General features: G+C 42.3%; 21 protein-coding genes. 2 read left to right on the forward strand and 19 right to left on the reverse strand.

Annotated elements, in window-relative coordinates:
- Window positions 1-26: 26 nt before the first annotated feature.
- From KJS65_RS08780 to KJS65_RS08790, 3 genes are all read right to left on the reverse strand, one after another.
- A complete protein-coding gene (locus tag KJS65_RS08780; RefSeq protein WP_213649485.1) occupies window positions 27-581 on the reverse strand; it encodes a biotin transporter BioY in 555 nt (184 codons plus the stop codon).
- A gap of 496 nt (window positions 582-1,077) precedes the next feature.
- Complete coding sequence (locus KJS65_RS08785; RefSeq protein WP_213649486.1) at window positions 1,078-1,845, reverse strand: DODA-type extradiol aromatic ring-opening family dioxygenase; 768 nt, start codon at window positions 1,843-1,845, stop codon at window positions 1,078-1,080.
- Window positions 1,846-1,930: 85 nt separating this feature from the next.
- Window positions 1,931-2,284 carry a DoxX family protein gene (locus KJS65_RS08790; protein ID WP_213649487.1) on the reverse strand — a complete coding sequence of 118 codons (354 nt, stop codon included), beginning with the start codon at window positions 2,282-2,284 and terminating at the stop codon, window positions 1,931-1,933.
- 149 nt (window positions 2,285-2,433) lie between these two features.
- On the opposite strand from KJS65_RS08790, the gene KJS65_RS08795 reads away from it, so the two are divergent.
- Window positions 2,434-2,811, forward strand: a complete 378-nt coding sequence (locus KJS65_RS08795; protein WP_213649488.1) for a winged helix-turn-helix transcriptional regulator — start codon at window positions 2,434-2,436, stop codon at window positions 2,809-2,811.
- A 160-nt stretch (window positions 2,812-2,971) separates the two neighbouring features.
- Here KJS65_RS08795 and spoVB read toward each other — a convergent pair whose 3' ends face one another.
- The 14 genes from spoVB to KJS65_RS08865 all read right to left on the reverse strand — a co-directional run bounded on the left by spoVB (window position 2,972) and on the right by KJS65_RS08865 (window position 17,093).
- Complete coding sequence (spoVB, locus tag KJS65_RS08800) at window positions 2,972-4,528, reverse strand: stage V sporulation protein B (RefSeq protein WP_213649489.1); 1,557 nt, start codon at window positions 4,526-4,528, stop codon at window positions 2,972-2,974.
- 177 nt (window positions 4,529-4,705) lie between these two features.
- Window positions 4,706-6,043, reverse strand: a complete 1,338-nt coding sequence (gene mgtE, locus KJS65_RS08805; RefSeq protein WP_374706145.1) for a magnesium transporter — start codon at window positions 6,041-6,043, stop codon at window positions 4,706-4,708.
- A gap of 42 nt (window positions 6,044-6,085) precedes the next feature.
- Window positions 6,086-7,222 (reverse strand): FtsW/RodA/SpoVE family cell cycle protein, encoded by a 1,137-nt coding sequence (locus KJS65_RS08810; RefSeq protein WP_213649490.1) that lies wholly within the window; start codon window positions 7,220-7,222, stop codon window positions 6,086-6,088.
- Window positions 7,223-7,232: 10 nt separating this feature from the next.
- Window positions 7,233-8,363 (reverse strand): putative lipid II flippase FtsW, encoded by a 1,131-nt coding sequence (gene ftsW, locus KJS65_RS08815; protein WP_213649491.1) that lies wholly within the window; start codon window positions 8,361-8,363, stop codon window positions 7,233-7,235.
- Window positions 8,364-8,409: 46 nt separating this feature from the next.
- Window positions 8,410-8,943 carry a hypothetical protein gene (locus KJS65_RS08820; protein WP_213649492.1) on the reverse strand — a complete coding sequence of 178 codons (534 nt, stop codon included), beginning with the start codon at window positions 8,941-8,943 and terminating at the stop codon, window positions 8,410-8,412.
- A gap of 93 nt (window positions 8,944-9,036) precedes the next feature.
- Window positions 9,037-10,293, reverse strand: a complete 1,257-nt coding sequence (locus KJS65_RS08825; protein ID WP_244864445.1) for a sensor histidine kinase — start codon at window positions 10,291-10,293, stop codon at window positions 9,037-9,039.
- 130 nt (window positions 10,294-10,423) lie between these two features.
- On the reverse strand, window positions 10,424-11,128 hold the full coding sequence (locus KJS65_RS08830; protein ID WP_213649494.1) for a response regulator transcription factor: 705 nt from the start codon (window positions 11,126-11,128) through the stop codon (window positions 10,424-10,426).
- 279 nt (window positions 11,129-11,407) lie between these two features.
- Complete coding sequence (pepF, locus tag KJS65_RS08835; RefSeq protein WP_213649495.1) at window positions 11,408-13,207, reverse strand: oligoendopeptidase F; 1,800 nt, start codon at window positions 13,205-13,207, stop codon at window positions 11,408-11,410.
- 467 nt (window positions 13,208-13,674) lie between these two features.
- Entirely contained in the window at window positions 13,675-14,049 is a 375-nt protein-coding gene (locus KJS65_RS08840) for a VOC family protein (RefSeq protein ID WP_213649496.1), read from the reverse strand.
- A 136-nt stretch (window positions 14,050-14,185) separates the two neighbouring features.
- Window positions 14,186-14,902, reverse strand: a complete 717-nt coding sequence (locus KJS65_RS08845; RefSeq protein WP_213649497.1) for an HAD family hydrolase — start codon at window positions 14,900-14,902, stop codon at window positions 14,186-14,188.
- A 71-nt stretch (window positions 14,903-14,973) separates the two neighbouring features.
- A complete protein-coding gene (locus tag KJS65_RS08850) occupies window positions 14,974-15,327 on the reverse strand; it encodes an acylphosphatase (RefSeq protein WP_213649498.1) in 354 nt (117 codons plus the stop codon).
- Between the two features lie 126 nt (window positions 15,328-15,453).
- The gene (locus KJS65_RS08855; protein ID WP_306432965.1) at window positions 15,454-15,912 is read right to left on the reverse strand and encodes a GNAT family N-acetyltransferase; all 459 of its coding nucleotides are present in this window, start codon (window positions 15,910-15,912) and stop codon (window positions 15,454-15,456) included.
- 125 nt (window positions 15,913-16,037) lie between these two features.
- Entirely contained in the window at window positions 16,038-16,475 is a 438-nt protein-coding gene (locus KJS65_RS08860; RefSeq protein WP_213649499.1) for a GNAT family N-acetyltransferase, read from the reverse strand.
- 57 nt (window positions 16,476-16,532) lie between these two features.
- Window positions 16,533-17,093 carry a YdcF family protein gene (locus KJS65_RS08865; RefSeq protein WP_213650710.1) on the reverse strand — a complete coding sequence of 187 codons (561 nt, stop codon included), beginning with the start codon at window positions 17,091-17,093 and terminating at the stop codon, window positions 16,533-16,535.
- 866 nt (window positions 17,094-17,959) lie between these two features.
- Between KJS65_RS08865 and KJS65_RS08870 the strand changes: the two genes are divergently transcribed.
- On the forward strand, window positions 17,960-18,385 hold the full coding sequence (locus KJS65_RS08870) for a hypothetical protein (RefSeq protein WP_213649500.1): 426 nt from the start codon (window positions 17,960-17,962) through the stop codon (window positions 18,383-18,385).
- Between the two features lie 735 nt (window positions 18,386-19,120).
- Here KJS65_RS08870 and KJS65_RS08875 read toward each other — a convergent pair.
- Both KJS65_RS08875 and KJS65_RS08880 read right to left on the reverse strand, forming a co-directional pair.
- Window positions 19,121-19,936, reverse strand: coding sequence for an ABC transporter permease (locus KJS65_RS08875; protein ID WP_213649501.1), 816 nt, complete (start codon window positions 19,934-19,936; stop codon window positions 19,121-19,123).
- Complete coding sequence (locus KJS65_RS08880; protein ID WP_213649502.1) at window positions 19,933-20,964, reverse strand: ATP-binding cassette domain-containing protein; 1,032 nt, start codon at window positions 20,962-20,964, stop codon at window positions 19,933-19,935. The genes KJS65_RS08875 and KJS65_RS08880 overlap by 4 nt, the downstream gene beginning before the upstream one ends.
- Window positions 20,965-21,038: the final 74 nt, after the last annotated feature.

The raw sequence follows: 21,038 nt of genomic DNA on the forward strand, positions 1-21,038 counted from the left end.
ATCACACCCATTCGCAGTTTAAGTAATTATGTGTTATTCACTTTTTCTTCAATCGGGCTGATGGCTTTTAATTGTATTGCAATAATGGCTGCGATAACGGCTTTGATACAATCCCCCGGCAAGAATGCGGTAGCACCTACAAGTCCGGCCCAGACAGATGTATGGGTAATGAGCGCCATCACCGGCGCACCAATTAAACTAACTAATACCACACCAAAAACTAAATTGATCAGGATCATTTTCCAAGTCTTTACGGTTAACCATACCTTTTCCGTTACATACCCGATACAAAACGCGGCCAATGGCCAGCTTAGTAAATATCCGGCTGACGGTGCTACGAATACGGAAGGACCTCCGCGTCCACCAGATAATAAAGGTAAACCTAAAGCGACTAATACGATAAACAAAACCAAACTAATCGTACCCGTCTTCTTTCCTAAAAAGCATCCCGAGAGCATAACGCCAAGTGTTTGTGCAGTAATGGATACCGGGATAAAACCCAGTGGAATCGGTGGAATCAAACCTAATACTCCTATGAATGCTGCGAATAATGCAGCAAAAACCATCTCTTTTGTTTTCATTTGCGTCCTCCATGACTATGTTCTCAAATTAAATACCTACTAGAGTCGACATCTATGTATGGGTAAATCATAGCTTGATATTTTTCAATTGTAAACCAAATTATTTCATCGAGGTTAACAATATTGCTCAATGGGATTATAACAACGGTTTATCGTAAGCCTCTACTTTTCATGTAAAAATCCAATCCCAGAAAAAAAGTATAAGCTAATCACAATATATAACCCCGCTCCTCAATAGGGCAGGGTTTTGCTGTAAAGTTTGGCATGCACGCTATCTCAGGAAAACTGCCACCAACTGTCTTTGATTCCGGTATAGCCTCTTCAATTCTTTTTCAGATCACTTTCACTCCAAGTGTTTAAGTTATTTTTGAAAATAAAAAACCCACCTGCTTACAGGTAGGTAGGTTTTTCTCTGTCACTTCAGCGATCTATTCAACTATTACCGTTAATTAAGGCATGGAACGTGCCCATATTATTAGTATTCTGACAGCCAAGATTAAAACTGAATAGACAGCGAACTTCCGGAACCATGCTCGATTGAATCAAATAAAACGCGAATATCGCTACCGGAGTTTCCGCTTCCCAGCGCTATAAGCAGCGGCACGAAGTGCTCTGCCCGCGGTACTGCCATCGCTGCATGCGGTGCCAGGATATCATACTGACTCAAGGACTCAATATCCCTGGTAACCACTTTGTCTCGAATCCAATTTTTTAACTGCACAGCCCATTCACGAGGTGGCGCATCCTTATCCCGGTCAAAAGCACGAAGATTATGGCTTACGAAACCGCTGCCGATGACGAGAATACCGTCTTTCTCCAGACCTTGAAGTGCTTCACCGATCGCAATTTGCTGTCTTGCCGGTAAGAAAGGATTGACCGATACGGGAACGATCGGAATATCCGCTTCCGGATAAGCATGCATCATAATTGGGAATACGCCATGATCCAGCCCCCGATATTTCTGCTGGACAGGAATATTATTCCGGCGCAGCCGTTCTTCCACGATAGAAGCAACAATCGTTGAACCTCTCGCGGGATACTGTACCTGATAAAAGGAATCCGGAAACCCGTAATAATCATACACCATCTCATGAACATCATCGGTAGCGGCTATAGTCGTCATTTCGCTCTCGAAATGAGCCGAAAATATGACGATCGCTTTAGGGCGATATTCTTGGCCGAATTGTTTGAGAAACTTCGTAAAATCGGATTCCTCAAATATAGTAAACGGTGAACCATGTGCCAAAAAGACTGGGGAAAGCATAGTCTGACCTCCTTATTTCTGTAACAGTTACATCATGTCGGTAACGATGTTCCATCATGATTTTCGTATGATTGAAACGACAAACTTAATAGCGCCCAATTGCAACAAACACAGCTAACGCTAACAAAATGAAGTTCATCCCGATACCCTGATATTCTTTTCGTTTCGCGTGAAAGCCGGCAGCCAGTACCATGACTATTGCAAGAGCAATCGCTGCAATCGGTGTCAGGATAGGTAGAATTCCCGTAGCTTGAGGGATGATCAAACCCAGTCCGCCAAGCAGTTCCGAGATCCCGATAAAAGTAACTAAACCTTTTGAATATTCTTTTACCCAGGGCAATGAAGCCTGCGCTTTTTCATACTGAAATGCTTTCATCGAGCCTGCAAAAATAAACATTAATCCTAAAAGTCCCTGGACGATCCATAAAGCAATATTCATAACGGATGCCCCTCCTTGTATATGCCTAACTTATAGAGCTATAATAATGCCAAAGGGTCATTCATTGGAAGTAGGCACTTAAATTAAACATAGTATACAAAATGATACCTAGTACATTGCTTATACTAATACTGTGAGAGGGTGCTAACATGTCAGCTGAATGTAGAGTCGAAACGGCATTAGAGATCCTGGTTGGTAAATGGAAACCTGTTATTTTATTTCAGCTTTTTTCGAATGGTACGATGAGATTTAGCGAACTACAAAAAGCAATACCGGATATAACAAAAAAAATGCTTACCTCACAATTAAGAGAATTAGAGAATCATGATATCGTTCATCGTAAAATATATCAGCAAATCCCACCTAAAGTTGAATATTCTATTACGGAATATGGAATAGGTATGACCCCTGTGTTGCAGGCAATGAATGATTGGGGCATGGCTCATGTGGAGCATTTAAATGAATTATACGGTGAAGTTAGAGAAGTGGAATCGTTCGAGGTAAAAGATGAGCTCGTAGGGAAGTAATACATATGCACACAAAAAATCCGCGAATTTCGCGGATTCGTTAGCTTATATGATCTTATTACTATGACCATCCAAGAAGATCCGATGCCTACGTGGTACCGGATCTTCTTATTTATTTCAGTAGCGCTCTCTGCTTCATAACCAGTACGTAAATTCCCATTCAAGAAACCGGCGTAATTGTCGGCGTTTTCGGACCGCTGCGCAAAGCGCGGGTTAACTGCAATGTTGCAGCATAGACGATCAACGAAATGAGGAGCGCTCCGAATAACGCAACCGTCTGTCCCAATTCCATGCGTTCCAGAAAACGGTGAGCTGCCAGACTGGTAACCGTCATGACAATGCCTCCCGCTCCTGCTTTGACGATAATACGGAGGTCAAAATAAAAGCCGATTGTAGTAGCGACGGAATAAAAATTCAGTAGGGTCAGCAGCAGGATGCCAAGCCCAAATCCCATCGCAACTCCCTCGATTCCAAGGTTAGAACCGAGCACATAAATCAGACTCACTTCAAAAATATTCGTCATCACATGATTCCACATGACGGTTGACGCTTTGCCCAAGCCTAGCAGAATCGCTTGCAGCGGCGCCTCAAAATAATGGAGAAAAAATAAAGGTGCAAGCAGCTTGAGCAGCACGCCAGCTTCTGGCGCATGATAGATTAAGGTCGCTAACGGTACTGCCCATAGATATAAGATGATAGTACAGGGCACACCGACAATAAGCGCGGTACGCATGGCCATGTCCATGCGGCTGTGCATGAGCTGAGTATTGTTGTCCACACTTGCCTCGCTGATCGCCGGAATTAACGCTGTCGACAGCGATTGGGTAAAGAAGCTGGGGAGGAATAGCAGCGGAATGGCATAACCGGCCAACAGACCGAATTGCTTGGTCGCTACCTCCACGCCGACACCGAACAGCACCAAGCTTTTCGTAATCAGAAGCGGGAGAAAAGCATGATAGATGGAATGGATAAATCCGCTGCCTGTCATCGGCAAGCCGATTCGCAGCAAATCTCTCAGCGTGCGATCTCCCTTAAGCGAAGCACTTGGCGCAATGGGCGGGTTTTCCCTGACCCTCCCCCGATTGGACCATTTGAATACGGCAAACAAATAGATTAAACCAACGCCTTCACCGATAACAGCAGCAGCCATCGCCCCTGCCGCAGCGTAGGCGATGCCGTACGGAAGCAGCACTTTGACAACTCCGATGATGACGAGGATTTGCGCCAGATTTTCAATGATGTCAGATAAGGCGAGGGGGTTCATGTTCTGTCTACCGCGAAAATACCCCTTCAGTACAGCTGACATCGCGATAATAGGAATGATTGGCGTAATGGCGACCATTGCAAAATACGCCCGCTGATCGGCTAAAACAATCGAGGCGATCCACTTGGAACCGAATAAAGCCGCCAAGGTTAATACAACACTTAAGCTGCCTGTGACCGTTAAGGATACGGCGAGAATACGCTTTACTCGTGCTTCATCCCGTTTAACCTCTGCCTCAGATACCAGCTTCGAAATCGCTACAGGGAGCCCAAGTTCTGTCATCGTAATAAACAACGGAAGCAGCGGATGTGCAATCATAAGCAGTCCTACGCCTTCAGCTCCCAAAAAGCGTGCCAGCAATATTCCGTTAACAAATCCAAGCCCTTTTGTAAAAAATGACGATACGGTCAAAATGAACGTCCCGCGAATAAAGCTTTGTTTATTCATTCCCATCTGCTGCATCTCCACCCTACTGTCTGTCCTGTTCTACTTTCTAAACTTATTCGAGCAATAACCAATACATGCAGACAAGTATGTACAATTGATGTAAAGATGCAAAAAAAGAACCTCAAAACACAAAAATACCGCTGTATTTCCCTTCATGGGAATTCAGCGGTAAAGGCAATTAAGTTAAAGCCCAAGCAGTATTTTGGCAATCGTAAAGTATATGATAAGACCTGTCCCATCTACCAAAGTAGTAATGAATGGCCCCGAGACGACTGCGGGATCTGCTTTCAACTTATGCAATATTAATGGCAAGATAGCGGCAACAAAGGAAGCCCAAATGACGATGGACATGGCTGTAATGGCAACGACCAGTCCAACATTCGATTCAACTCCAAGAAACAAGGCGCGTAAATAAGCTATCAATGAAATGGAGGCTCCTGTCAGAAGGCCTGTGGTTATTTCCTTTCTCATCACTTTAAAAATATCACGAAACTGCACGTCACCTACGGCAAGAGCCCGGACTAAAGTGGATACGGTTTGGGTTCCCGTGTTCCCACCTGTACCTATTAGCAGCGGAACAAAGAATGCCAGTGCAATCACTTCGGAGAGCGTTTCCTCATAGTGTCTCAGAACCGTACCGGTATAAGCTTCAGCCACAAACAAAATCAATAGCCATACGATCCGTTTTCTGTACAAATGAAATACGGAGGTTTTGAAATAAGCATCTGTTAACGGCTGGCTTCCACCCAGTTTATGAATATCCTCTGTAGCCTCTTCATGTATGACATCAATCAAATCATCGACAGTTATGACACCAATAAGCCGGTTCTGTACCTCTACAACGGGTAGGGCCACCAAATCATAGCGGGATAATAGCTCCGCTGCTTCCTCTTGCTTCATCGTGGCCGGTACAGAAATGACTTCCCCTATTACGATATCTTCCAGCCTTGTCTGAGGCTCGGATAAAATAATTGTTTTCAATGAAACGACGTCTAAAAGTTCCCCTTTAATTCCAGTCACATAGACATAGGAAGTGATTTCCGCATCATGCCCAACTTTGCGGATATGCTGCAGCGTTCTCTCGATAGTCCATGAGCTTTGTGCTGCGATATAATCGATCGTTGCCAAGCTCCCCGCGGTGTGTTCTGGGAATGTCATTAATGTTAGGACTTTATCCCGATAATCTTGTGGAAGCAGATTCAACAGCTTGACAGCCTGATGCCGATGAATGGCCAGCATCATATCTGCTACTACGTCGCCTGACATTTTATTCAGTACCTGCGATGTCTCGTTCTCCTCTAAATGATTAAGAATCTGATATTGCAATACAGGCTCCAAATATTCTATGATTTCGGCAGACATATCGGGGGGAAGCAATTTCATCAATTGGAGTTGCTCTGCTCTATCCAGTTTTTCTACACATATGGCCACATCATACGGCTTGAAATTTTCAACAAATGTCAACATAGAATTTTCATCACAGTTCGAAAGTAAATTCTTTAGTTTTTCCAGTTGAATCATTTAGAGATACTCCTTCGTGATCCTATTAACATCATCTGCCTTTTATTTCACAGATGGTTCAATCGAGATTTCATTTTTATGAATTTTCACACTGAGCACGAGGCCGATCGCAATCATATTGCTAAGAAGCGAGCTGCCGCCATAACTTATGAAAGGCAAGGATATGCCCGTCAAGGGAAGCAAGCCGATATGCATTCCGATATTAACGGAAACTTGAAAAATGATCATTGCGATAAACCCGATAACCAAATATGATCCTGCACGTTCCCTACTTTCCATGGCAATATGCACCATACGATACACGAGCAGTAGATAAAACAGCAGCAGCACGGAAGAACCTATAAAACCATATTCCTCGCCAATGACCACGTATATCGAATCAGAATACGCATAAGGAATAAATCCTTTACGTAAATAGATTCCGTCGCTTCCTGTCAATCCTCCCGAACCTATCGCCGTCATTGCGTTTTTAACATGCCATGATTTATCGGGATCGCTGGTTGGGTCCAGAAAGGTCTGAATTCTTGACATTTGGTGTGGCTCTACAATTTTAGATAACAATTCGAAGTTGGCATAATATAACCACAATATTGTGCCGATCGTAGTGATCAATAAACCAAGGAAAAGAATCATATATATTGAACGGATGTTACCAATCCACAGCATACTAATTAATATACCAACGAAAACGAGAGAAGTGCCTAGATCGGGCTGATCCATGATTAAGATGAAAGGAATCAAGAAAATGATGCAAATCGGAACTAAATCTTGAAAAAGACGGAGCTTCATTCCCTCCCGCTCACCCAATACATGAGCAATCAGTAGCACTGTGAATATTTTAGCCAGCTCAGAAGGTTGAAGCTGAAAGCCCCCAATACTTAACCAACGGGATGCACCGTTAATGTGTTCTCCGAACAATTTGACCACAATAAGCATCGCTATGCCGATTCCATAGAAAAGGTAGGACAACCTGCCCAATAGAATTTTGTAATCCAGCAATGCGAGAAATAACATCGGAATGCAGAAAGCACCGAAAAGATATAAATAACTAATGTGAAGACCATCTAAATGTGTATCCGTCGTTGCCCCATAAATTGCTATGGTTCCAATGGCAACAAGACACAATATAAGAAAAAGCGTGAACTTATCAAGTTTTGCAAGTTTGCTGGTGATAAACATATGACAACCTCTATTTTGTTGAATTTCTGTCGTTTTCTTTACGTTTTCTATAGTTGTCTCGAGAAATACTAAGTAGAATGCCTGTACATGCTAAACACAAAATGAGCGAAGATCCTCCATAGCTGATAAAAGGAAGCGGTACCCCTGTAATGGGCAGGCTGCCGATAACGGCACCAATATTCAACATAATTTGAATACATATCATCATAACGATTCCCATGCCCAGCATTAGGCCAAATGGATCATTACTCCTGATTGCAGCAATAAAACCTCGCCAGATAAAAAGAAAAAATACGATGATGAGCAGTGACGTGCCAATAAACCCCAGTTCCTCGCCAACCACAGCAAAGATAAAATCGGTATAGGCTTCGGGCAAATAAAACAGCTTCTGCACACTATGACCAATTCCAGTCCCGCGAATACCTCCATGCCCTAACGCATAAAGCGACTGAATAAGCTGATACCCCGAGTCATCCGGATGATCAAGTGGATGTAGAAAAGAAGTGATTCGCTGGAGACGATAGCTCTTACTTATGGCCAGGTAAATCAAAACAGGAACGAGCGCCAAGAACAGGATGAAAAGGTGACGGAGATCAACACCGCCGACTAAAAGAATCGTTATTGCAATAAAGAACAGGATTAACACCGTGCCGAAATCGGGTTGTTTCATGACAAGCAGCAGAATGATGCCTATCATGACCAAAATGGGTAGTAAGCCTCTACGAAAATTCCGGATTTGATCCCCTTTTTTGCTAATGATTGCTGATAGATATACGATAATGGATAACTTGGTGAACTCTGCTGGCTGCAAATTAAAACCGCTCAACACAAACCATCTTCTCGCACCGTTGATGTTCGCGCCCCCTATTAATACAAGCATTAGTGCGAGCAATGAGAACAGCAGCAGAATTGGCGAAGCCTTTTTCCACCGTGAAAAAGGAATACCCATAAAAATGAACATCACAAATAATCCGATGAGCGCAAATACGCCTTGTTTCACGACGTAGTGCCACGGACTATTATGTTTTAATATGGCAACCGGATAGCTTGCGCTAAATATCATCATTAATCCAAAACCAACAAGCAGCACCGTTAAAAATAGAAGTACATAATCAGGGCGTCCTCTTATTTTACTGTTCAAATCATAGAACACCTCCATCAACGACAAAGACTATCCTTGGGACAAATTACTCAAGATTCAATTCTTCGTGAAAAGCCTTTTTGGATAACAGCTTTAACTTATCCTCACTCAACCTGTAGACATCCAGGCCTTTTCCTGCGTCACCCAACGACCAGCCTAACGCAAGTTCGTTATTTCCATCATGATCAATATCAAAAATTCCGGCATACTCCAGACCGTAACCAAATCCATTGACTTCCGAGATCTTTTGCCATGTCTCATTTTGCTGCTTAAACAGCGCGGCTTTTAGAGTATTACCTATGTTTTCATTGTCTTCATATACAACGACAGCTTCGTCAATACCGTCTCCGTCCATATCTCCGAAAGAAATATCTTGCCCCTCTTGTCCCTGTATTGGTGCTAACAATTGCGCTTTCTCAGGTAATAATTTGATCAACTCTTGGCTTGTCTTATATCGCTGCATGTTTGCTTCTGATAAAGGAGGTTTTATCGTATCTAGTGGTGTTGCTGGAACCCCGCATCCTCCGAGCAACCATAACGTTGTCAACATGGCACCTATTCTAATGAACTTGCTCGGCATTAGGATCATCGACTCCTCGCTTATCAGCTTATTTAGTATTGTATCTGTGTAAGGGAATAAAGTGGTTATGAAATAGTTAAATTTGAGTTTCCCTTATACCGGCAGTTCAATTTGGACGATCGTTCCCTTGCCTACTGTACTGTTTATTCGCAGTTCTCCATGATGCAGCTTAATGATCTGCTCAGAAATGGCTAGACCCAAACCACTGCCGGAAGCATGTTGATCCCCTTTGTAGAATTTTTGCAGTACATTATTTAGATCCTCCTCTGTAATTCCTGTTCCTGTATCCTCAACGGTAATAACGACTTTGCTTGGAGCCGTATAAACATCAACGAGGATTTGCCCAGAGGGGGATGTGAATTTGATTGAATTATCAATGAGATTAATCAGTACTTGCTTCAACCGATTCTCGTCTGCTTGAATGGCAGGAAGGGCTTTGCCTGTTTGTATTTCGAGTGATATCCCTTGGCGAGCAGCTCTTGGGGCGAGTTGTCTGACAATACGCTGTATTAGATCCGTTAGATCCACAGGTTCAAAGTGAATGGTAATTCTTCCATTATCCAATTTAGAGAAATCTAACAATTCATCCACCATACGGGTTAACCTATCACTTTCTGATTCGATAATACCCAGTCCATCATGAAGCAGAGGCTTGTTGTCCACCCCATTCGATTTCAAAGTGATGATCCATCCTTTAATCGACGTAAGTGGCGTACGCAGTTCATGCGACACTGAAGAAATAAAATCATTTTTAAGCTGTTCGCTCTTCGATATTCGACTTGCCATCATATTTAACGTATCTGCCAAGGTACCGAGCTCATCACGGTAGCGCTTATGCACTCTTATGCTGAAGTTTCCTTCTGTCATCTGGTCGGCTGCCTGTTTAAGGTCTTTAATGGATCTTGTAATGGTCCATGATAACACGAGCCCAAGAATGGTAACGATCGCAACAACAAGCATTCCGACACAGATCAGTAAGACTGTGATTTGATTAACCGTACTTATTGTTTCGGTTAACGAAGTGATAAATCTGACTCCCCCAACGATAGTATCATTAGCTTTTAAAGGATAAGACACCGCTAATATGGCTTCTTGGGTTGCAGGGTCCTCTCCTTTCCAAACGCCAGGTTGACCTTTAACAGCTTCTTGCACATCTACAAACTTCATCATGATATTGTCACCCGGAAGTCCGGTAGAGTCCTGCAATAGTCGGCCCGATGGATTAATAATCTGCACTTGTGCATCGGAATTATTGGCAAATCCTTTCAGTAATCGTTCCGATTGTTTCTCCAGATCCTCATCTGCAAAATATTGCTGAAAAAAAGAAGCGGATAACTCCGCTTGATTCATCAGAATTCGCTCTATATTGTGAAAATAATAATATCTCACGGAAAAAACAAGAAAGATCTCAAGGATGAGCACCGTGAGGCAAATGACCACAAGATAACTTCCGACTAATCTTTTCTGGATTCCCATTAATTCAATCGTCCTTCCTGAAGCGATATCCTAGCCCCCATACCGTTTCAATCCAATGAGGCTTGGAACAATTATCTTCGATCTTTTCTCTCAGTTTCCGCACATGAACATCTACCGTTTTAGGATCTCCAATATAATCCTCTCCCCATACGAGATTCATTAATTCATTCCTGGAAAGTGCTGTGTCTGGATGCTCCAGGAAAGTCCTGATCATTTGGAATTCCTTCGGTGTTAGTTCGATATAAACGTCATGTTTGAACACCTTATTCGAATTCAGATCCATTCGAATGGGTCCGGCTTGAAGTACACTTTTTGGCGGTTTTAAAGCAAGTTCTGATCGGCGTAATATTGCATTAATTCGTGCTACCAGCTCTAACGGATTAAAGGGTTTGACAATATAATCGTCGGCACCGAGCTCAAGGCCCTTGATTTTGTCCAGATCTTGTCCTCGTGCTGTTAAGAAGACAATGATGACCGCAGGATCCATCTCTCGTATTTTCTGGCAGACTTCAAATCCATTGGTATCCGGAAGCATAATGTCCAGAACTACAACATCAGGCCGATTCGTTGTGAAGCGCTGTAACGCTTCATCTGCAAACGCAGCCTCACTGACCACGAATCCGTTTGTAGTTAAATTGATTGATATAAACCGTCTAATATTGTCGTCATCTTCAACAATAAGTACATGATTACGATGTTCCGTTCCCAATATTCACACCCCTATAACCGGATTCCTAGCAAGTAAAATGCAAAAAAAAGGCTCTCCCTGTTAAGAGAGAGTCTTATGCTTTAGATACTTATTCGTACTTTCGCTTTCATACTGCGACTGTTCACATGATGATGGTAACGATCACATGTGGATATTACTCTAAATTGATGAACTTGTCAAAAACATAGATGAATACTGCATTTGCTCAACAACATGGAGCCATACGCAGCAGTTTGCTAATCAAAAATCATTCAATATAGAAGTGGGGTTTTTGCATAATTAATACAAGCTCTCAAGCTCGTCAATAAGTGAGCCCACATAAGCCGCGGCGCTGCGGATCGGATCAGGCTGAGACATGTCCACGCCTGCCAGTTTCATCAGTTCGAGCGGACTCATAGATCCACCGGCTTTTAATACTTCGAGCCAGCGATCCACGGCGGGCTGTCCTTCCTCTCTTATGAGCTTGGCTACAGCCGTGGAAGCGGTAAGACCCGCAGCGTAAGTATAAGGGTACAAACTCATATAGTAATGCGGTTGACGCATCCAGGTTAACTTGGCATCCTCATCAATTACCACATCCTCTCCCCAGAAGGAAGACAGGATATTTCCTTTTAATTCACATAATTTCACCGCAGTAATCGGTACATTGTTCATCGCAAGGTCGTAGACTTGGCGCTGAAGCTCTCCTTCGAGCAGATGCGTTACATAATTGTGGAAATAGGTGCCAAGCAACTGCGAAATAACCCAACGACGCATTCTCGGATCGTTTGACTTTGCCAGCAAATGATCAGCCAGCAGAAGTTCGTTCATCGTTGAAGGCGCTTCGATGAAATACAGCGAAGGTCTAGAGTTCGTCAAACGCTGATATTTGCTCGCAAGCATCAGATGGCCCGCATGTCCTACTTCATGAGCGAGTGTAAAGGCACCTCTCATGCTATCAGCCCAACTGATCAAAATATAGGAATGGACTCCAGGAATCGACATGCAAAACGCACCTGTTCTCTTCCCTGCGTTATCCGCGTAATCCACCCAACGATTTTTAAAGGCATCCGATACGATTTCCCCATATTCAGGACCAAGGATGGTTAAAGCTTCCTTGATCAGATCACCTGCCTCCTGAAAAGAAATGCCGGGACTGAAATCAGGGTCAAGCGGAGCTTTCAGATCCGCAAACGTTATCTCGTCTAGATTTAGCACGCGTTTCTTGAGCGCGGCATATTTTCGCATATGAGGCGCAAGCTCTTCTTGAAGAATATCCAAAATGTTGTTGTACATTTCTGTGGTGACCTGCTGCGGCGTCAAAAGCATGTCCGTAACGGAGTCATATCCGCGAAGACGCGATTCAATGACTTGGCGTTTCACCTCGGTACCGTAGGCTTCAGCAAACGTATTGCGGTATTTGTACAATGTCTCGCTGAAAGCTTTAAAAGAATTACGGCGCAGTTCTGTATCCGGAGACTCAACGTACTTGTTCTCATAAAGTGCAAAAGAAACCGGTACCTCTTCTCCTTGGCCGTTTTCTGTGGACGGGAATGTCATGTCTGCCAGCTTGCTGCGCTCATAGATACGGTAAGGCGCCCCTAATACTTCACCAAAGGAAGCAAGCACCTGTTCCGTCTCTGCCGACAATCTGTGCGGTTTGGATTGCATTAGCAATCCGAGACTGCGTTCGAACACCTGCAGTTCAGGCTGTTCTTTTATGTACTGTTCAATCATTCCGTCTGGAAGCTCGATAATTTCGGATTTGATAAAGGAAAGAGCTGAACTGACTATGGAAGAAAGATCACGCGCTTTCGTAGCATTCATCTGATTTTCAGGACTTATGCTGTCTCCAGATTGATGCAGATAAGCGTAGGCTCCTACTCGGTTAATTCTTCCTTGAAGATCTTCCTGTGCAAGAAGGCATGCCAGCAGCGTATCTGCTCCTTCACTGAGTCTTCCTTGATACGTTGTAACAGTGGAGATGTCCTGCTGAACTGCGTTTAATTCTACTTCCCATGCTTCTTTTGTTTCAAAAATATCATTCAAATTCCATGTTAATTCTGTATCCACTTCTGCTCGGGTTAAAATTTTTGACATTCGTTAAGCACCTCTCCCATGTTATTAATTGACCAATGTACAGTTCCAGTAAAACCCATTGTATCATAGAATCGCAACCTTTAATTGTTCAATGTTTTCATGGGTATGCCACGATATGAGTGGATGTCTCGCTAATAACTAATATTAATTTAAAAAAGCCGCTATCAGGAATCACTGATTCACGGCAATTTTGTAATCGATGATTCCCTATTTAAATTTCCAAAAAGTAATTATTTTAATATATTGAAAAATGCCAATAAAAATAATATACCTAATACTAGGTAGGGGATGCGGATATAACTATTTTCTTCGTCTCTCCAAAAGCGAATCGAAGCAGCAAAAAACATTAATGCACCGCATAAATTCAGGTATTTCAAATGACCCGTGATCAGAACAATAATCAATGTAATTATTATACAAATCACAGTAACTACATACCATTTAGGTTCAAACCTTAAAAACATAACTTATCCGCCAAAAGCTATCCGATACCCATCAGGATCCTGAATCGTAAATTCGCTAAAAGAGTCATTTAAGTCCGGTCCTCTAACGATTTGGATCTCCTTATCCATAAATTCCTCCAACAACCGTCGGACATCTCCATAGCAAAAAGCATCAAAATACAATCCACCTTCAATCGATGAATAAGGTCTGACATCTTCCTCTTTCGTGACAGGATGTAATATAAACGTCACAGAATCTCTTTTCATATGAACATGCTGCACTATTGGACCACCGATCAACTCACAAGTAAAACCAAGATGCTCATAAAATCTTATTGATTTTTGAAGATTCCGCACGAGTAATACCATCGTGGGTCCTGTAAGTACTGGCTTAGTCATTTGTTTTCGCTCCTTTGTCCTTGTCTTGTTTTAAATTGACAGATTTACAAAGATGAAATATGTATTCCGATTAAAAAATTGGTTGTTCATATGGATTGGAAAACGATAAGTTATTAGATTTATTGATTTCTTCGAATTATCCCAACAAAAATGACTTTAATTCAGTAAAATTCTTTACTGTACTTACTTCCGACTCGTAATCATTTTTATTGGTCTCTTTTTCTAATAATATTGACATCATATTCATTCGCTTTGGTGCTAAATAATCATTCTCGTAATCGTCGCCAACAAATATAATCTGTTCAGATGTACAATCAGCATATTTAATTGCTAATTCAAAAATTTTCGGACTAGGTTTCCTCCAACCTTCATTAATAGAAGTAACCACAAATTCAAATAGATTACTTGCATCATTCAGGCGCAATAGTTCTTCAATTCCATCTTTAATCTTAAAATTTGAAACCACTGCTAACTTGTACTTCTTAGCTAAATCCAACAAAACACCCAGTTTCTCTTGCTTAATAAAGCACTTTGATTTGTAAGTACTCCAAAAAGTATCATATAGATTTGTTGCAACATGATTTTTCAAGTGAATATCGATGGTATCTGTTCTTTCAACAACGAATTCAAATCTTCTAATCATTTCATACTCTTCATTCGGATCAAGTACTGATGCAATTTCAATCTTAGATTCATTGTATTTCTTTAAAAATTCATCAAAGTCATTCCAATAATGTTCTACTCCGCAACCGTTAAAGGCCCATAATGCATAATCATGATCTCTGGGCAGTTCATATAGATCAACGAGTGTCTCCATACAATCAAAGAAGATGTACTTTATATTGCTTTTCATTGAAATTCCCCATCAATTTTTATTTTAACCGGTTGTAATCTCTGGAATCAGTCACTTATGCTATATATGCTTTAATCCACTATTGTAAAACTTTTTTCACCTTCTCTAATTGGCAAAGCAATTATAGTCATTTTCTTTACAGACGCCCGTTTCAATGTCCCCATGCATTTGATCAGAAAATCAATATGCGACTCTTCTCCTTGTAAATCCGCTTCCACACTTCCATCCTTCAAATTTTCCACCCATCCAATTAACTTCAATCTTTGAGCAATACAATTTAATTCCAAGCGGAATCCTACCTTTTGTACCCTTCCAGAAAAAGTTACTTTTTTTCTGACTATAATGCTTGGTGTAAACTCTGGAAATTTAACACGATTTGCATGCCATATTACGTATTTATTTCTTAATTTCTTAAAAGCAATCATTCTTTCTTGCACTCCTTTTTAAGACTGTTTTACTCTCGAATATGTCTCTTCTTTTCTAGTTCTGTGGATTATGTATTACGACGTTTCCCTATAACGCCCTGTATTCATAACGAATGTCTTTTATAATTAAAAAACGAATCGATATACAATTTCATCATCATATACTTCTCCGGTCTCAGAAAACCCCAACTTTTCATAGAGCTTTCTGGCAGCTTCATTATCTGCACATACAGTTAAATTCAAACACCTGCTATTATAGTAGTTCTCTTTTATATACCTAATCACAGATTCTATAGTTGCCTTTCCATAACCCTTACCTTGATAGCTTGCATCAATCAGCAAACCATTTACCCAATATGACCAAGCTGTTGTGTCATCTACTGTGATCATTACAAAGCCCACTAAGCTATTCTCCGTATTATATATGCAAAATGGTAGATATTTGTATTCATCACCGTCTGGACGAATGTGTACTTTAGCTAAAGACACAGCTACTGATGGAACATAATGGTTTTGATGAACTTGGACTTGTAAATTTATTGCATCTTTCCAGTTTTCTCTTGTCGTTGGGATTAAACGGATCAAAATAATATCACTCGTTTCGTTTAGTTTTAGGGACGGCCGCGACATTTATTGTTATGCGAAGTAATTGTTACTTCGAACAACTTACTTATCTTGATTTAATATTTGTTACAGGTTAAGTGATGGCATTATAGGTTCTTATTTAAAAACATTAATCTACTAATCTCAGTAAACCCATTCTTCTTATAGAATATCTCAGCAGGAATACCTCTATCGGTTAATAAAGTTACGTTCTCAATTCCATCCATTTCAAGTCTTTCCTCTAAGAATTTCATAAGCTTCGATCCTACTCCCGTTTTTTGCTTCTCTACACTTACACACATTTCGTTAATAAAAAACTCATTTCTACTCCACCAACGCTTACGGACACCAAAAATAAAACCAATGATCTCTCCTGCGTCTTCAGCGACAATACCAATAAATCCAGGTGTATTCGTATAATCAAGTAAATATTGAAATGCAGTTTCTGTAGACCATTCATCATTCCATGGTTCTTGATTAAATACATGAATAAAAGTATTCGTACAACTCAAGAGATCATTTCTCTCAAATGATTTAAATTCCATTATTTAATCAACTCTATTCGATAGTTTTTTGGGGTGCCTTCCTAAAACTTTCTCTTATTATTCACTGTTTACCCAATTTGGAATATGGTGTTTAAAATATTGACCTACCTTCGTCAATTCATTCATTACAACATTTATTTTTTGCTCATCCAAGTAACAGTTATCTTTTGTGATACCCGTCTTGTCTGTTACCGGGCTCACATAAAATTCAATCTCATTAGGAAACTCAACCTGGTATGTCAGTAAAGCTCTTCTAGCAAAATAAGACTTGCAAACTAATATAGCTTTTCTTGGGTAAATCCTCTGTTGTTGAAGAGACTTCCAAGAATATCTTGCATTTTCAAATGTATTTGTCGCTTGATCTTCACGTAAGATTGACCTTTCTGGTACACCCAAACTTAATCCCACATCTCGAAGAAAATCCCATTCAGAAGAGGACACATTTTGAGTTGGTCCACCTGAAGGAAGAATGTAAGGTGCCAGACCCTTATGATATAACTCGGCAGCTCTCTCCATCAATTGAGGATGACTACCACCAGGTATTAATATTACATCAGACGGTTCAATAGGAGTTTCAAAGAACATAAACTTAGTAATACAGTCAAAGGGATAAGGCAATTCGTTCATCCTCTCTATTATTTCATCGTTTGGACCAATTTCTTAAAACGTCTTTGTATTCACGAACCCTCACTGGCTTAGGCGCGAATACAAGGGTTCGACGAACTTAGCCTGTGCAGGGTTGTCCGGCTGTTCCCTCTCCCCAAAATGCCTCTGTCGAACCGAGGGCCGGAGGCACGATTTCATGAAGCGGTGTTATATTCTGTCGAGATCTTCCTTGTGATTCAATCCATCTCATCGATCAACCAATCTTTTGCTAGGTCCATACTAGAAAAAAATTTGGTCCGAAACTTTATGTCATTTTTTATTCGGTACGTTTTCAACTTAGATTTCCCACTCTTTGTTGCTCCGACTATAGTAAGCCTAGAGATATGATGTTGAGTTCTAATTAAACTTTCAATAATGTATTGCGCAATTTCATTTGTGTTTTCAGTTCCATGGACGGTCTAAGATCAGGCACTCCTTTCACTCTGTCTTTGAAAATGCTTCTAACCCAACTTTGAATCATACATCCATCTCCTTCATTATTTTTATTCTTTGTGTTGATTTTCTAATCCACCTCGAATTCGTATAACTCTTATTCTACGAATGTATTCATACTTCCTACTTCCAGAGTATTGCGCTATTCATAATAGCCCAAGTAACCTTCGTATCAATCTTGGAGCTTGGATATCTTTACATCAAATAATGTGACGGCATATATGATGCACCCGCTGATCGTATCCGCCCAACTTTATATTATTTTAAAGAATAATTAAGGTTCTACTCAGGTTTGCTGTTTATAATAACATTAGGCTGAAACTCTCACATCCCTAAACTTTACGCATATGACAAGCACCAAATAACATGAAAAGAGGATTTTAACCATGAACATAAAGCGAGTGATGATTGTCGGAACGATGGTAGTAGTAATGTCCTTCGGAGGCACCGCTTTAAGCGGTTCCATCACAAGCGCAAGTCCGTTAGAGAAGTGGTTCTCCACTGGCGTCGCAGAAAAAGATGACCTGCTGGAAGCACTTAATCAATCGTCCGACGAGGAACTGTATGAATCCTTGTATCAAGGCAAATCCCTGAATGATATTGCGGCCGACCAAGGCGGGGACATAGCCAATGTCATCAATCTGCAGATGACCCAGCTTACACAGCAGCTGGATGATCGCCTACGCAGCGGAAGTATTTCTGCTGAGCAATATGCCGCGCACAAGAAAGAACTCAGGGATGTCGTCGAACAGAGCGTCCTGACTTCCTTCGGTGATCAGGAGGTACATAAAGACAGAAACGCCTTGCATTAAACACTACACTCTCAGGTATTGTTGCATCGTAGGTCAAGTATGAAACCGATTGTTCTGATACGAGCGGGTATCACTCTGAATTTTTATGAATGAATTACAAATGCTCACCCGATACCTGCAAACAATGGCTGGATCAATATCTATAAGAAGAGGCTGTCTCATAAGTGGATTTCCCACGACAGAGACAGCCCCTTCTTATTTTAAATCCCAGCAAAGGCCACGAAGCAGCCGGAAGCCCCGGTTGTTCTTTAATTGTCCAAACACGCTTTCCGGTTCCGTCATCCGACATACGGCCAAGGCGTAACCTTCTTCACTCCGTTGTATTTCCCGAGCCTGATTCTGTGTCGCAGCCGTTCTAGACTGACAATACCACCTCATGGTTTCCTGCCGCTTTTGTAGGTCGCACTTCCATTTTATCAAAAGAACGGTTTCTTTTTTTGTGTTTCTGTGAAGATTGTAGATCGAAGATCCTTTTCCACTTAAACAGCGGAGAGGACGGACTGATTGTGGAAAAGCGGCAGCGGTCGCCTTGGTCTCCGGATTTTCACCGTAAAGGAGAATGAAAAAAATCTGGAGAGCACAGCGATTGGAACAACGGTCCGTTCACGCAGCGTCCACTCCAAGTGCTTATGTACATCCTACTCAAAAACAGGGGTGTCCCAAGCAGTCATTTCATGGCTTATGAGACACCCCCATATTTTCCCTACCTTAATCTGCTTTCAATTGATATTGTCATCACGTTCTACGCATATATGCCCGGACCGTGATGGGTGCAAAAATCAATACAATGACGGCCGCTCCGATGAGAGAAATAACGAGATCCCATCCTACAGTTCCGGAGTTAGCAAGATCACGAACGGCAGTGACCAGATGTGAGATCGGATTGATTTTAACAAACCATTGAAGCCAGTTCGGCATGGTATCGACCGGCACGAACGCGTTAGAAAGAAACGTGAGCGGAAACAGCACGATCATCGATATCCCCTGTACGCTTGATGCAGTACGGGCAATCACGCCGAAGAATGCGAAGATCCAACTGATTGCCCAAGCACAGGCAATGACAATAACCGCTGCGATGGCGACATGACCCAGACCACCTTCGGGCCGATAGCCCATAATATATCCCATGGCAAAGGTGAGCACAGTCGCAATAGTATACCTGACGGTATCTGCCAACAGGGCTCCCGCCAACGGTGCTATACGTGCGATAGGCAGTGACTTGAATCGGTCAAACACGCCCTTATCCATATCCTCACGCAGTTGAACGCCCGTGACAATTGAAGTCGTGATCACGGTCTGTACGAGGATGCCGGGAATGATGACGGGCAAATAACTTACCACATCACCGGAGATGGCCCCGCCAAAGATATAGGTAAACATTAGGGTGAAGATGATTGGCTGTAACGTAACGTCGAACAATTGCTCGGGAGTTCGCCGAATCTTCAGCAGTCCTCGATAGGCCATCGTCAACGAGTTGCGAATAGACTGTCCAAAGCTCGTATGATTTTTCAGATTGCGATCAGCGCCTGGCTGAATTGAAGTGCTTCTCATACTCTTGCCTCCTCAGCTTGATTCGATTCACTGGATGTCTGTGGCGAATCTTCCTTCACGCCATGCCCAGTAATAGTTAGAAATACCTCGTCAAGTGTTGGTTTCTGCACACTCAATTCGGTCAAGTGAATTCCTGCTGCACGGAGAGTGATAAGCAGTTCAGTGACCAGATCGGCGTTCGCCATCGGTGCCGTAATATTACCGGATTCCGCCGATACTTTTGACTGGACTTTGAGCACCTGTTCAATGGTCCGGCGCGCGTTCTCAATGTCTTGTGGATTTTGGACTCTCAGCTGTAACGATGAAGTTCCGACTGAAGCTTTCAATTCGTCCACGGTTCCCTCTGCGACGACTCGGCCCTGATCGATAACCGCGATCCGGTCAGCCAGTTGATCCGCTTCATCTAGATACTGTGTTGTTAGCAATACTGTTGAGCCTGTATTCACTAGACGACGGATCGTATCCCACATCTGTGCACGCGTACGTGGGTCTAAACCCGTAGTCGGTTCATCCAAGAAGATAAGTGGTGGCTGTGCAATGAGGCTCGCTGCAAGATCCAGCCGACGACGCATACCTCCGGAGAAGTTCTTAAGCGGCCGCTTGGCAGCTTCCGTCAAACCAAACTCCTCAAGCAGCTCCTCTGCCTTGCGGCGCGCCTCTGCGCGCCCGAGTCCAAGCAGGCGTGAGAAGATAATCAGATTCTCGGTAGCGCTGAGCGACTCGTCAACCGATGCGTATTGACCGGTCACTCCAATCAATTGACGAACAATCTGCGACTCCTTCACCACATCATGACCAAAGATTCGCGCCGAACCCGCGTCTGGCCGAAGTAAGGTCGCCAGCATTCTGATTGTAGTGGTTTTGCCTGCTCCATTCGGACCGAGCACTCCATAGATTGAACCGGCACGCACTTTCAGATCTACGCCATCCACTGCACGGTTATCACCGAAGTTTTTGACGAGTCCATGCGCTTCTACCGCCCAATCTCCATTGTTTGGATCTATTCCCTTTCTGTATACATGATCCATCGCAATTCCTCCTATATAACTGAATACTTAGAATTGTAAATTACAATTATGAACTGAATGTGAACTGTAATAAG

Source organism: Paenibacillus sp. J23TS9 (assembly GCF_018403225.1).
In the GTDB taxonomy this organism is placed as follows: Bacteria; Bacillota; Bacilli; order Paenibacillales; family Paenibacillaceae; genus Paenibacillus_AQ.

What these genes read in the sequence shown, in the direction of transcription:
- KJS65_RS08780 (WP_213649485.1), bottom strand. Translation starts at nt 581, where the DNA reads ATGAAAACAAAAGAGATGGTTTTTGCTGCATTATTCGCAGCATTCATA.
- KJS65_RS08785 (WP_213649486.1), bottom strand. Translation starts at nt 1,845, where the DNA reads ATGCTTTCCCCAGTCTTTTTGGCACATGGTTCACCGTTTACTATATTT.
- KJS65_RS08790 (WP_213649487.1), bottom strand. Translation starts at nt 2,284, where the DNA reads ATGAATATTGCTTTATGGATCGTCCAGGGACTTTTAGGATTAATGTTT.
- KJS65_RS08795 (WP_213649488.1), top strand. Translation starts at nt 2,434, where the DNA reads ATGTCAGCTGAATGTAGAGTCGAAACGGCATTAGAGATCCTGGTTGGT.
- spoVB (WP_213649489.1), bottom strand. Translation starts at nt 4,528, where the DNA reads ATGGGAATGAATAAACAAAGCTTTATTCGCGGGACGTTCATTTTGACC.
- mgtE (WP_374706145.1), bottom strand. Translation starts at nt 6,043, where the DNA reads ATGATTCAACTGGAAAAACTAAAGAATTTACTTTCGAACTGTGATGAA.
- KJS65_RS08810 (WP_213649490.1), bottom strand. Translation starts at nt 7,222, where the DNA reads ATGTTTATCACCAGCAAACTTGCAAAACTTGATAAGTTCACGCTTTTT.
- KJS65_RS08820 (WP_213649492.1), bottom strand. Translation starts at nt 8,943, where the DNA reads ATGCCGAGCAAGTTCATTAGAATAGGTGCCATGTTGACAACGTTATGG.
- KJS65_RS08825 (WP_244864445.1), bottom strand. Translation starts at nt 10,293, where the DNA reads ATGAATCAAGCGGAGTTATCCGCTTCTTTTTTTCAGCAATATTTTGCA.
- pepF (WP_213649495.1), bottom strand. Translation starts at nt 13,207, where the DNA reads ATGTCAAAAATTTTAACCCGAGCAGAAGTGGATACAGAATTAACATGG.
- KJS65_RS08840 (WP_213649496.1), bottom strand. Translation starts at nt 14,049, where the DNA reads ATGACTAAGCCAGTACTTACAGGACCCACGATGGTATTACTCGTGCGG.
- KJS65_RS08845 (WP_213649497.1), bottom strand. Translation starts at nt 14,902, where the DNA reads ATGAAAAGCAATATAAAGTACATCTTCTTTGATTGTATGGAGACACTC.
- KJS65_RS08850 (WP_213649498.1), bottom strand. Translation starts at nt 15,327, where the DNA reads ATGATTGCTTTTAAGAAATTAAGAAATAAATACGTAATATGGCATGCA.
- KJS65_RS08860 (WP_213649499.1), bottom strand. Translation starts at nt 16,475, where the DNA reads ATGGAATTTAAATCATTTGAGAGAAATGATCTCTTGAGTTGTACGAAT.
- KJS65_RS08870 (WP_213649500.1), top strand. Translation starts at nt 17,960, where the DNA reads ATGAACATAAAGCGAGTGATGATTGTCGGAACGATGGTAGTAGTAATG.
- KJS65_RS08875 (WP_213649501.1), bottom strand. Translation starts at nt 19,936, where the DNA reads ATGAGAAGCACTTCAATTCAGCCAGGCGCTGATCGCAATCTGAAAAAT.
- KJS65_RS08880 (WP_213649502.1), bottom strand. Translation starts at nt 20,964, where the DNA reads ATGGATCATGTATACAGAAAGGGAATAGATCCAAACAATGGAGATTGG.